This window comes from Micromonospora sp. NBRC 110009 (genome assembly GCF_030518795.1).
Taxonomy (GTDB): Bacteria; Actinomycetota; Actinomycetes; order Mycobacteriales; family Micromonosporaceae; genus Micromonospora.
The window spans coordinates 1,212,860-1,225,347 of the sequence record NZ_CP130427.1 but is presented as its reverse complement, the minus strand read 5'-3'; the positions used below and the strand labels follow the sequence as shown (position 1 = coordinate 1,225,347).

The 12,488-nt window shown below is 73.0% G+C and carries 10 protein-coding genes; 8 read left to right on the top strand and 2 right to left on the bottom strand.

The window, feature by feature from the left end:
* Positions 1-48: 48 nt before the first annotated feature.
* From Q2K19_RS05765 to Q2K19_RS05730, 8 genes are all read left to right on the top strand, one after another.
* On the top strand, positions 49-1,017 hold the full coding sequence (locus Q2K19_RS05765) for an aldo/keto reductase (protein WP_302768206.1): 969 nt from the start codon (positions 49-51) through the stop codon (positions 1,015-1,017).
* Positions 1,018-1,022: 5 nt separating this feature from the next.
* A complete protein-coding gene (locus Q2K19_RS05760; protein WP_302768205.1) occupies positions 1,023-1,520 on the top strand; it encodes a hemerythrin domain-containing protein in 498 nt (165 codons plus the stop codon).
* A 69-nt stretch (positions 1,521-1,589) separates the two neighbouring features.
* Positions 1,590-2,840, top strand: a complete 1,251-nt coding sequence (locus tag Q2K19_RS05755; RefSeq protein WP_302768204.1) for a sensor histidine kinase — start codon at positions 1,590-1,592, stop codon at positions 2,838-2,840.
* Entirely contained in the window at positions 2,837-3,487 is a 651-nt protein-coding gene (locus Q2K19_RS05750) for a response regulator (RefSeq protein WP_302768203.1), read from the top strand. Before Q2K19_RS05755 ends, Q2K19_RS05750 begins: the two co-directional genes overlap by 4 nt.
* A gap of 76 nt (positions 3,488-3,563) precedes the next feature.
* The gene (locus tag Q2K19_RS05745) at positions 3,564-4,640 is read left to right on the top strand and encodes a hypothetical protein (RefSeq protein WP_302768202.1); all 1,077 of its coding nucleotides are present in this window, start codon (positions 3,564-3,566) and stop codon (positions 4,638-4,640) included.
* Between the two features lie 48 nt (positions 4,641-4,688).
* Positions 4,689-6,140: a sigma 54-interacting transcriptional regulator gene (locus Q2K19_RS05740; RefSeq protein WP_302768201.1), complete on the top strand. Its 1,452-nt coding sequence runs from the start codon at positions 4,689-4,691 to the stop codon at positions 6,138-6,140.
* Positions 6,141-6,142: 2 nt separating this feature from the next.
* Entirely contained in the window at positions 6,143-8,095 is a 1,953-nt protein-coding gene (locus Q2K19_RS05735) for a vWA domain-containing protein (protein ID WP_302768200.1), read from the top strand.
* Between the two features lie 223 nt (positions 8,096-8,318).
* Positions 8,319-9,554, top strand: coding sequence for an MFS transporter (locus Q2K19_RS05730; RefSeq protein ID WP_302768198.1), 1,236 nt, complete (start codon positions 8,319-8,321; stop codon positions 9,552-9,554).
* A 115-nt stretch (positions 9,555-9,669) separates the two neighbouring features.
* On the opposite strand, the gene Q2K19_RS05725 is transcribed toward Q2K19_RS05730, so the two are convergent.
* Entirely contained in the window at positions 9,670-11,379 is a 1,710-nt protein-coding gene (locus Q2K19_RS05725; RefSeq protein ID WP_302768196.1) for an alkaline phosphatase family protein, read from the bottom strand.
* 137 nt (positions 11,380-11,516) lie between these two features.
* The gene (locus Q2K19_RS05720; protein ID WP_302768194.1) at positions 11,517-12,485 is read right to left on the bottom strand and encodes a M56 family metallopeptidase; all 969 of its coding nucleotides are present in this window, start codon (positions 12,483-12,485) and stop codon (positions 11,517-11,519) included.
* Positions 12,486-12,488: the final 3 nt, after the last annotated feature.

Below are 12,488 nucleotides of genomic sequence, written 5' to 3'. Positions count from 1 at the left end.
GCGGCGGAACGGGCGTGCCGGCCGGCCGGCTTGGGTAGCTTCGAGGCCATGCGCTACGTCCCGCTCGACACCCCCAAGCCGATCTCCAAGATCGGTCTCGGCACGTGGCAGTTCGGCTCGAAGGAATGGGGCTACGGCCCGGACTACGAGCGCCGGGCGGCGGACATCGTGCGGCGGGCGCTCGACCTCGGCGTCACCCTCTTCGACACCGCCGAGATCTACGGGTTCGGTCGTAGCGAGCGCATCCTCGGCGCGGCGCTCGGCGAGGACCGGGCCAAGGTCGTGGTGGCCAGCAAGGTCTTCCCGGTGCTGCCGGTCGCCCCGGTGGTGCGGCAGCGCGCGGTCGCCTCCGCCGCCCGGCTCGGTGTGACCAGCATCGACCTCTACCAGGTGCACCAGCCTAACCCGGTGGTCGCCGACACCACCACGATGCGCGGCATGCGCGCCCTGCAGGACGTCGGACTGGTCGGCGAGGTCGGGGTCAGCAACTACCGGCTGCGCCGCTGGGTGTTCGCCGAGGCGGCGCTCGGCCGCCGGGTGCTGAGCAACCAGGTCCGCTACAGCATGGTCGACCGCGGCCCCGAGCAGGAGCTGATCCCGTACGCGGAGCAGGCCGGCCGGATCGTCATCGCGTACAGCCCGCTCGCGCAGGGCTTCCTCTCCGGCCGTTACGGCGCCGGGAGCCGGCCGGGCGGGGCGATCCGCCGGGCCAACCCGTACTTCCTGCCGGAGAACCTGGAACGCGGCGCCGAGCTGATCGCCACCCTGCGCGAGGTGGCCGACGCGCACGACGCCACCCCGAGCCAGATCGCCCTGGCCTACCTGCTGCGCCACCCGAACGTGGTGGCCATCCCCGGTGCGTCGAGCGTGGCGCAGCTCGAGCGCAACGCGGCCGCCGCCGAGCTCGACCTGGCCGAGGACGAGTACGCCGCCCTGGTCACCGCCGCCCACGCGTTCCACCCGGTCACCGGGCTGGCCGCCGTACCCAAGCTGATCCGCGCCCGCACCGGAAGGTGACCATCATGGACGACATCACCGCCCTGATCCTCGACGACCACGCCGCCTTCCGGCGGGGGTTCGCCCGGCTCGACGACGCCCGCGACCCGGACGAGATGCTGGCCGTCTGGGACGCGCTCGCCCTGCACCTGGACATCCACGCCGAGGCGGAGGAGGCCATCCTCTATCCACACCTGGTCAGGCATGGCGACGACGGCGAGGAGGAGACCGAGGACGCGATCGGCGACCACAACAAGATCCGGGACGCCATCGCCGAGTCGAAGCAGCACGAGGTCGGTTCCGACCAGTGGTGGGCGGCCGTGTGGCGGGCCCGCCGGGAGAACAGTGAGCACCTGGCCGAGGAGGAGGACGAGGCGCTGCCCGACTTCCGCAAGCACGCCAGCGTCGAGCTGCGCGCGGAGCTGGGGGCCCGCTGGCTGAAGTTCTACGGCGAGCACAAGAACGGTCGCAACCTGCCGTTCCTCGACAAGGACCCGTCCGGGTACGTGCGCCACCACCGCTGACTGACGCCGGTGCGGATCTCCCCATCGTGGGGGAGTTGGTGCTGCCCGCCGGGGCGGGACAATGGCCGGGTGACGGTCCGGGGCGTGCTGGGGCCGCTGGTGCGGGGGAGCACCTGGCGGCGCGGGGTGTTCCTGCTGCTCGGCGGGGTGCTCGTGCTGCCGTATGCGCTGCTCGCGACGGCCTTCGTCCAACTGCTCGGCAACGACGACGTACCCCGGCCGATGGGGACCGGGCTGCTGCTGGTGGGCGCCGTGCTGGCGGCGGTGCCGGTGTTCCTCGCGGGCAGCCGCACGTTGGAGATCGCCGCCGCCCGGGCGCTGCTCGCGGTCGACCTGCCGGAACCGGCCGCGGGCCACCGGATCGACCGGGAGACCCGGCTGCGCGCCGCGCTCTGGATCGCTCTGCACCTGGTCACCGGCGGGCTGGTGCTGTTCGCGGCGATCAGCGCGTTCCCGATGGCGCTGGTCTTCATCGCCGGCCAGTTCGGCCTCGACACCGGGGTGACCCGGGACGACGGGTTCGGCCCGTTGACCCTCGACAACCCGGTCGGCGCGGCGCTGGCCGGGGTGGCGATCCTGGTCGGGCTCGGGTACGCGGTGGCTGGGCTGGGCGCGCTCGCCGCGTCCATGGCGCCGGTGCTGCTCGGCCCCTCTCAGGGCGAGCGGATCGCCGCCCTGGAGGCCCGGGCCGCCCGGCTGGCCGAGCGGAACCGGCTGGCCCGGGAGCTGCACGACTCGGTCGGGCACGCGCTGACCGTGGCCACCCTCCAGGCCGGGGCGGCCCGCGAGCTGCTCGACGTCGAACCCGAGTTCACCCGCCGGGCGTTGCGGGCCATCGAGGAGACCAGCCGGCGCGCGATGGACGACCTGGATCACGTCCTCGGCCTGCTGCGGGAGAGCGACGGCGGCGGGAGCTCCGCCCCGACCGCGCCGCAGCCCACCCTGACCGGGCTGGACGGGCTGGTCGCCGACACCCGCGCCGCCGGCCTCGACGTGGACGCGCGGGTCAGCGGGGCGGTCGGGGAGCTGCCCGCGGCGGTCTCCCGGGAGGGCTACCGGATCGTGCAGGAGGGGCTGACCAACGCGGCCCGGCACGGCCGCGGCCCGGTGACGCTGCGGGTGGACGTACCCGCGGAAGGTCTGGAGATCGAGCTGGTCAACGCGCTGCGCGGGACGACCGGGCCGCGGGGCGGCGGGCGCGGCCTGGACGGGATGCGGGAGCGGGTGCTGCTGCTCGGTGGGCGGCTCGCCGCCGGCCCGGACGGCGACCGGTGGCGGGTACGGGCGTCGCTGCCGGTGCCGAGAGGGGAGCGCGGATGATCGTCGACGTGCTGATCGTCGACGACGACGAGCTGATCCGGGTCGGGCTGCGGGCGATCATCGACGCGCAGCCCGACCTGCGGGTGGTCGGCGAGGCCGCGGACGGCGCGGAGGTGCCGCCGCTGGTGGCGAAGCTGCGCCCGCGGGTGGTGCTGATGGACGTGCGGATGACGGCCATCGACGGCATCCAGGCCACCCGGCGGCTGCTCGCCACCTCCGCCGACCCGCCCCGGGTCCTGGTGATCACCACCTTCGCCAACGACGAGTACGTCTACGACGCGCTGCGCGCCGGGGCCAGCGGCTTCCTGCTCAAGCGGGCCCGGCCGGCCGAGGTGGTGGAGGCGATCCGGGTGGTGGCGGCCGGGGAGTCGCTGCTCTTCCCGGCGGCGATCCGGCAGCTCGTCGGCGCGTACGGGGGGCGGGGCGGGGACGGGCTGCGGGCCGCGCGGCTGACCGAACGGGAGGCCGAGGTGCTGCGCCTGATGGCCACCGGCCTGTCCAACCCGGAGATCGCCGAGCGGCTGGTGGTCGGCGTGGAGACGGTGAAGACCCACGTCGGCAACGTGCTGGCCAAGCTGGGCGTGCGGGACCGGACCCAGGCGGTGATCGCCGCGTACGAGTCGGGTTTCGTGGTGCCGACCGGCTGATCCGTCCCCCGGCCGGGGGAGCGGGTTCCCCGCGGCACGGGAAGGATCCCGGGCCCGGCCGGCCGAGGGTGGAGTCATGACGACGACATCGATACGCCGGCCGGACCGGATCGCTCCCCTCGCCGCCGGCTGGCTCGGGCTGTGGGGCGTGGTCGCCTTGGTCGGCACGCTCACCGGCCGCGGTTACCCGCTCGGCGACAACGACGCGTACGGCGAGGCGAGCCTGCTGCGGCTGCTGCCGGTCCGGTACGGGCCGCCGGTCTTCGCCGCCGCGCTGCTCGGCGCGGCGGTCGCCGTGCTCGCCATGGTCGGCAACGCCCACCCGTCCCGGCCGGCGCGGAACCTGCTGCTCGGCTATGGCTGGACGGTGGCCGTCGCGCTGGCCGTGGTGGTGCCGGACGTGCGGGTGCTGGTCACCCTCGGCTACCTGCCGATGCTGATCATCGGGGCACCGTTCGGCTGGCCGCCTGTCGACTACGCCCGGATCTTCGACTGGACCCTCGCGGCGAAGTTCTCCGCCGTCGCCGCCGGGGTGCTGCTCGCCGCCGCCGTGCTGGCCTGGCAGCGCCGTACCGGCGGGGCGTGCGCGGTGTGCGGCCGGGACGGCGACGAGGCCGGCTGGACCACCCCGGCGGCCGCCGCCCGCTGGGGCCGCTGGGCGGCGTGGACCGCCGCCGCCATTCCCCTGGTCTACGCCGGCACCCGATTTGCCTGGGTGGTGGGCATCCCGCTCGGCATCTCCCGGGAGTTCCTCACCGACCTGCACGAGACCGGAGCGGTCTGGGCCGGGGCCGGCCTGGGCGCGTTCGCCACGGTCGGCGCGGTGCTCACCCTCGGCCTCGTCCAGCGTTGGGGTGAGGTCTTGCCGCGCTGGCTGCCCCGGCTGGGCGGCCGGCGGGTGCCGCCGCTGCTCGCCGTCGTCCCGGGCACCCTGGTGGCGATCGCGGTGACCGCCGGCACCCTCGGGGAACTGGGCGCCCCCGAGTTCTGGCGGGTGACGATCGGGGGGTTCAGCGCGGCCACCGCCCCGATGCTGCTCTGGCCGCTGTGGGGGCCGGCGCTGGGCGCGGCGACCCTGGCCTACCACCTGCGCCGGCGGCGGGCCTGCGGCCACTGCCGGCGGCCCTGGCCCGGCCCCGTTTCCCGACCGTGACCGACCGGCCCGGCGAAGATGGGCGAAACGTCACCCGGCCGAGATAGCGTGGGGCGGGTGACCGCTCCCAACCAGGTTCCCCCGGTCCCGCCCGCCGACCTGCCCGGCACGCTCGGCGCACTGCGGGCGTCCGGCCACGACTACCGCACGGTGAAGCAGGAGATCCGCGACAACCTCCTCGCCCGGATGCGTTCGGGCGAGGAGCGTTTCCCCGGCATCGTCGGGTACGAGGACACGGTGCTGCCCGAGGTCGAGCGGGCCCTGCTCGCCGGCCACGACATGGTGCTGCTCGGCGAGCGCGGCCAGGGCAAGACCCGACTGATCCGCTCGCTGGGCGCACTGCTCGACGAGTGGACGCCGGTGATCCCCGGCTCGGTGCTCAACGAGCACCCGATGCACCCGCTCACCCCCGCGTCCCGCGCCCTGGTCGCCGAGCACGGCGACGAGCTGCCGATCGGCTGGCTGCACCGCTCGATGCGCTACGGCGAGAAGCTGGCCACCCCGGACACCAGCGTCGGCGACCTGATCGGTGACGTCGACCCCATCCGGCTGGCCCAGGGGCGTACCCTCGGCGACCCGGAGACCATCCACTTCGGACTGGTCCCGCGCACCAACCGGGGCATCTTCGCCGTCAACGAGCTGCCCGACCTGGCCGAACGCATCCAGGTGGCGCTGCTCAACGTGCTGGAGGAGCGGGACATCCAGGTCCGCGGCTACCAGCTGCGGCTGCCGCTGGACCTGCTCCTGGTGGCCAGCGCCAACCCGGAGGACTACACCAACCGGGGCCGGATCATCACCCCCCTCAAGGACCGCTTCGGCGCGGAGATCCGTACCCACTACCCGGTCGACCTCGACCTGGAGCTGGCGCTGATCCGGCAGGAGGCCGACCTGGTCGCCGGCGTCCCCGAGCACGTGCTGGAGGTGCTCGCCCGGTTCGCCCGCGCCGTCCGGGAGTCGCCGTCGGTGGACCCGCGCTCCGGCGTCTCCGCCCGGTTCGCGATCGCCGCCGCGGAGACCGTCGCCGCCGCCGCGCTGCGCCGCGCCGGCCTGCTCGCCTCGTCCGACGTACGCGCGGAGGAGCCGGTCGCCCGGGTCGGTGACGCCGCCTCGGTGACCTCCACCCTGCGCGGCAAGGTCGAGTTCGAGAGCGGCGAGGAGGGGCGGGAGATCGAGATCCTGGCCCACCTGCTGCGTACCGCCACCGCCGAGACGTTCCTGGCCCGGCTGGCCGGGCTGGACCTGTCCGGGTTCACCGCGCTGGTCGGCGAGGGCGGAGTGATCGAGACCGGCGAGCTGGTCTCGTCCACCGAGCTGCTGCGCCAGGTCGGCACCGTGCCCGGCCTGGCCAAGGCGCTCGACCGGCTCGGGCTGGGCGACGCGCCCACCCCGGAGGAGGCCGCCGCCGGCATCGAGTTCGTCCTCGAAGGGCTGCACCTGACCCGCCGGCTCGGCAAGGACGTCACCGAGTCCGGACGCACCGTCTACGGCGGTCGGGGCTGACCGTGGCCGGCAACCGGTTCCGGTACGGGCAGTGGCGCGGCGGGCCCGACCCGCTCGCCCCGCCGTACGACGTGCGTGCCGCGGTGGACGCGGTCGGCGCGGAGGTCCTCGCCGGTGGCAGCCTCCGGGAGGCGCTGCGCGACCTGCTGCGGCGCGGCCCGCAGGGGCGCGGCGGCCTCGACGACCTGGCCGCCCGGGCCCGCCGGCTGCGCCGGGAGGCGCTGCGCCGGGGCGACCTGGACGGCGCGGTGACCCGGGCGCGGGCGCTGCTCGACCAGGCCCTGGCCGCCGAGCGCGAGGAGCTGCGCGGCCGCGACGGGGACGACGCCCGGTTCGCCGAGGCGGTGCTGGACAACCTGCCCCGCTCGACCGCCCGCGCCGTCGAGGAGCTCTCCGGCTACGACTGGGCCAGCGACGAGGCACGGCAGACCTACCAGCGGATCCTCGACGGGCTGCGCGGCGACGTGCTGGAACAGCGCTTCGCCGGGCTGCGGGACGCGGCGCGGGCCGCCGGCGATCCGGCCGCCCAGCGGCAGCTCGCCGAGATGATGGGCGACCTCAACGACCTGCTCGCCCGGCACGCGCGTTCGGAGGACACCACCGACGCGTTCGCCGAGTTCATGCGCCGGCACGGCGAGTTCTTCCCGGAACGGCCGAAGGACGTCGACGAGCTGATCGACGTGCTGGCTCGCCGGGCGGCCGCCGGGGAGCGGCTGATGCGGTCGCTGTCGGACCGGCAGCGTGCGGAGCTGGCCGGGCTGATGCGCCAGTCCCTCGGCGAGCAACTCGCCGGGGAACTGTCCCAGCTCGACGCCCACCTGCGGGCGCTGCGCCCCGACCTGAACTGGCAGCGGGGCGAGCGGATCCGGGGCGACCAGCCGCTCGGCTACGGCGAGGCGACCGGCGCGCTCGGCGAGCTCGCCGAGCTGGACGAGCTGCTGGACTCCCTCGACCAGGACCACCCGGGCGCCACCCTGGACGACGTCGACGTCGACGCGGTGGCCCGGACGTTGGGCCGGGACGCCGCCGACGACGTACGCCGGCTGCGGGAGCTGGAGCGGGAACTGCGCCGGCAGGGCTGGGTGACCCGCGACGCGGACGGGTTGACGCTCAGCCCGAAGGCGCTGCGCCGGCTCGCCGGCACCGCCCTGCGGCGGGTCTTCGCCGACCTGACCGCGGGTCCGCGCGGCCAGCACGACCTGCGCTCGGCCGGCGCGGCCGGCGAGGTCAGCGGCGCCTCCCGGCAGTGGGAGTACGGCGACGAGCAGCCCCTCGATGTGGTGCGCACCCTCACCCGCGCGGTCCGCCGCGCCGGGCCCGGCGTGCCGGTGCAGCTCGCGGTCGAGGACTTCGAGGTGGTGGAGACCGAGCGGCGGGCGTCGGCGGCGGTGGCGCTCTGCGTCGACCTGTCGTACTCGATGATCTCCCAGGGGCGCTGGGGGCCGATGAAGCAGACCGCGCTGGCGCTGTCGCACCTGATGGCCACCCGGTTCCCGCAGGACGCGCTGCAGATCATCGGCTTCGGCCGGCAGGCGATGCCGCTCACCCAGCAGGAGCTGGCCGCGGTGGAACCGGACCTGGAGCAGGGCACCAACCTCCAGCACGCGCTGCGGCTGGCCGGGCGGCACCTGCGCCGGCACCCGGGCGCCGAGCCGGTGGTGCTGGTGGTCACCGACGGTGAGCCCACCGCGCACCTGGACCCGGAGGACGGTGAGGCGTACTTCCACTGGCCGCCGTTGCCGGAGACCATCGAGGCGACCGTCCGGGAGGTGGACAAGCTCACCCGGTACGGGGCGACGCTGAACCTGTTCATGCTCGGTGACGACCCGGGGCTGCGCCGGTTCGTGGACGCGGTGGCCCGCCGCTCGAAGGGGCGGATGTTCACCCCCGACCTCGACGACCTCGGCGAGTACGTGGTCTCCGACTACCTCCGCGCCCGCCACGGCCGCCGCTGACCGCTGGTGGCGGTGGCCCGGGGACCGGTATGCTCCCGGGCCATGTCCCACCCGCGTAAGTCCTAGCTGCCCCGCCCCGGCACGCGGTTGGAGTCTGCCCTTTTTCAGGTGACTCCGCGGTGAACGATCCCCTCCCTTGGCGCCCGTCGTGGCGCGGGAGCCGCGTGTCTGTCGACCGTCATGGCAGCGCGCCGGATGGCGCATTAGTCGACAGGACTTCACCATGGACACCCTCACCTCGGCCCGGTCCCGGAGCGTCTGGCGCCACCTGGACTTTCAGCTTCTCCTTGGCGGCCGGCTCGTATCCCAACTGGGTGATCAACTCCAGTTCCTCGCCCTCCCGCTCCTGGTCGTCGCGTTAACGGGATCAGCCACCCAAGCCGGGCTCGTCCTCGGGCTCCAGACCATCGTCTTTCTCGTGTTCGGCCTGGTCGCCGGCGCACTGGTCGATCGCTGGGACCGTAAAGCGACGATGATCATCTGCGACATCGGTCGTGGCCTTCTCGCAGCTACCGTCCCGGCCGCGGCCGCGCTCGGTGTGCTGGGTATGCCCCAGCTCTACATCGTCGCGATCCTGACCGGTGTCTTGAGCACCCTGTTCACCGCGGCAAACAGTTCGGCGTTGCCGAACATCGTCGGCAAGGCGGAGCTTCCCGCGGCGTTGGGTGCACTCGGAGCGATGTCCAACGGGCTCAGGATCGTGGGTGCCTCCGTGGCCGGAGCCGCCTTCGCGCTGGGCCGCGTCGTACCGTTCGCGTTCAACGCGGTCTCGTTCCTGGCCTCGGCGGTCTCGCTGCGCGCCATCCGGGCCGAGTTCCAGGAGGAGCGGAAGAGTGCGCTCGCCTCGCCCCGGGAGCTGCTGACCGACATTCGCGAAGGGCTGGCGTGGCTGTGGCGCAAGCGGGTGATCCGGGTTCTGGCGCTGCTCGATGCCGGCGACAGCCTGCGCTTCGGTGCCGGCTACCTCCTGATCATCATGCTGGCTCAGCAGCTGCACGCGAACCCGACCCAGGTCGGCATCGTGTTCAGCGGCGCAGGTGGCGGCGCGCTGTTGGGCAGCCTCGCCGCGCCGGCGCTGGCTCGACGCTTTCCCCTCGGCCGCCTGTCGATCGTGATGCTGTGGGTGGAAGGGCTGGCCTTCCCTTGCTACGCCCTGGCCCCGACGTGGTGGCTCCTGCTGGTCGTCGCGTTCGCCGAGTCGGTCGTCTCACCGATCTACAACGTCGCCCTCGACACCTATCGGCTCACCGTGACCCCGGATGCCCTCCGAGGACGGGTGACCAGCGCGATCAACACGCTCACCACCGGCGCTTCCGCCGTCGGCACCATCGGCAGCGGCGCGCTCATCGCACTTCTCGGCGCCCGCACGCTGACGTACGCCCTGGCTGCCTGGCTCGTGCTGCTCGCGCTCATCGCCACGGCCAGCCGGACAGTCCGTAATGCCCGAGCGACCGGGTGAGAACGGCCCCTCGGGGTTCTCGGTCGGGTCACGGCTCGGCGGAGGCTTCCGCATAGCGTTGAGGGGCCGCCGACCCGATCGAGTCAGCGGCCCCCAACGTCAGAACGCTGTGCTGTCAGTTGCCCGGACGGTCACCGCCGACGAGCAGCGCGTGCCGCAGGTCGGTGACCTGCGCGTCCCGGCCGCTCAGCGGGGCAAGCCCGTAGCTGCGCTCGATGGTGGCGAGAATCGACGTGGTGTCGTGCGCCTGGTGGTCGACGCCGGAACGCTCGAAGCCACCGCCGATGATCAGCGCCGGGATGCGGGTGCCGGGACCGTACTGGTCGGACGGGCCCTCAGCGCCGTTGGTGCCCTGGCCGGGCGGGGCGACGTGGTCCCACGAACCACCGAACTCGTCGTAGGTGACGACCACCAGGGTGTCCTTGCCGTCCGGACCATCGAGGATGGCCTTGAGCAGGTCGACGAGGTGACTTTCACCGTTGTCGGTGCTGGCGTAGCCCGGGTGCTCGTTCTCCTCGCCGGCCGGCTTGACGAAGGACACCGCCGGCAGCGTGCCTGCGCCCGCCGCGGCGAGGAAGTCCTTCTCGTCCTTGAGGTGCTGGCGACCGGGCATACCCGGCGCGTAGTTCTGGAAGTAGTTGAACGGCTGGTGGTGGTACTGGAACAGCGGATCCGGGTGACCAGCGTTCGCGGCATCCCAACCGCCGGCGTACCAGTTCCACGAGACGTTCTTCGCGGACAGCTCGTCACCGATGTTGGTCTCGTAGTACGGCTTCGCCGGGTCGACGTCGTTGATGCCCGGCAGCACGTTCGCACCACCGGCGCTCGGCTGCCATGACGGCTGCATGGTGTTGACCGCGTAGTTGCCGCAGGCGAAACCGGCGACCGTGGTGGCTTGGCCGCACGCCTGCGTGAGCACCCCGTCGTTGTAGGCCACCGCCGGATCCGGCTGGTACAGCGGATAGGTCTTGTTCGGGAAGCCCGCGGCGTCGAGGACGCTGTTCTTACCCGCCGGCACCGGCTTCTGCGCGGTGTCCCACTGCGGTGCCTGCCCGGCGATGAGGAACTGGTGGTTGAGGAACGATCCGCCGAACGCCGCCTGGAAGAAGTTGTCCGCGACCACGTAGTTGGGCGCGCCGGAGCCGTGCAGGTACTGGTAGACCGGCAGCTGCGTGGTGTCGTAGTACCCCTGGGTCAGCCCGGCGGAGTCGCTGCCGGTGGAGTAGCGGTCCTGCTTGCCGGAGTCGAGCTGGTACTGCTCCTGGTAGAAGCGGTGCACCATGTCCCGGGTGCATCCGCCCGGCAGCCCCTGCGGGTCACCCTTCTCGACACCGTTCGCGGCGAATGCCGTGGGCGGTGCGCAGGTCTTGTCCCCAGGCGTGATGTAGTCGTTGATCGAGAACGGGGAGCTCGACGAGAAGTGGCTGTCGAAGGTCGCGCCGCGGGAGGTCGTGCTCGAGCACGACGGCGACTGCAGACCGGGATGACTCGTGCCGTCCAGCCACTTGACCTGGGTGGTGGTCGTGACGAGGTTGGCGTCGTTCTGCACGAGGCAGGCGACCGGGTTGCCGGACTGGTCCACCTGGGTCGTGCCGGCGGACGCCTGCGGCAGGCCGTTGACCTTCTGGTTGCCGACCTTGCCCCACAGCCCGTACAGGTTGTCGAAGCTGTGGTTCTCCTCGTAGATCACGACGAGATGCTGGTACCGGCCGAGCGGCCGGGAAGCCATCTCGCCCGCAGCCGCCGGCGACGAGCCGGCGGACAGGGTGATTGCACCGACCACCACAAGGGCGGTGGCGGCGCTGACGATAGCGGTGCGTCGCATGTCAACTGCTTCCATGAGCGAGATGAGTGGACTGGCTGACGCTAACCGCGATGGCACCCGGCGACTGGGCGCGCAACCAACGCGAGAGTGAACGCCACGCAAATAATCCTACGTTGAGACGTCGTAGTTCCCTAGAGCTAACGTGCCGCAGGCGAGACGACCCGGACCGCATCCGGGGCCTGTGCGGCCTGCTCGAAGAGGCATTCCCCGTCGTGCCAGACGGTGAGCGAGCCGACGACGACGGCGAGCACGAGCGTGAGCGCCGGGGCAAGGTGGCGGACCCGCAGTCGGGGCGGCGGACGCAGCAGAGCTTGAACTCGCGCCGGCACCAGCCCTCCGGCAGCCGCGGCCGCCGCAGGTCTCCTCGACTCCATGCTCAGCAGCGCGACCTGAGCGATCGTTGCCGCCACACACCGCCGCTCACACGTCAGCGCCGCGTCCTCGTCGGCCCACCGTTCGGTGGCCTGCCGGACGGCGACGGCGGTGGGACGGAGCAGCGGATTGAGCCCGGCAGCCAGGTCGGCGGCCAAATTCCACCAGGGATGGCGGTGGCGATGGTGGGACTGCTCATGGGCCAGCAACACCTGCCGACCCTCGGCATCCAGGGCCTGCAGGATGCCCGTGGTAACCACGATCCGCGCATGCGGGCCGGGCGTGGTGAAAGCCTCGATGGTTTCGCTGTCGACGACAACGACCGGCGATCCGCCGTAGGTCTGGGTCGCGTCGTGGGAGGCATACAGGGTCAGGTCGCGGTCCGCGCGCCGAACCGCCACCAGCGCCCGGGCGATGCGTACCCCACTGATCGCCCCCCACAGGCAGGCCAGCACCAGCAGCGCCCCAGCCGTGACGGCTGCCGGCACCGGGATCGGGTCCAGCAGGCGGAGCGCCCGCGGCGACCAGGCACCCAACCTCGCCACCACGCCGAGCTGGCCCAGCCAGGTGAAGGTCACCGTCGCCAGCACGAAGACCGTCGCCACGGCGCCCAGCAGCGCCGCGGGAACCAGCAGCCGCACCGCGCTCGCCGGAGGTAGCCGGTCGGCCAGGGGCGGGCCGGCAGCGGCCAGCGCAACACACGCGAGCAGCGTGCCGATCACTGCGGCGTCCACGGT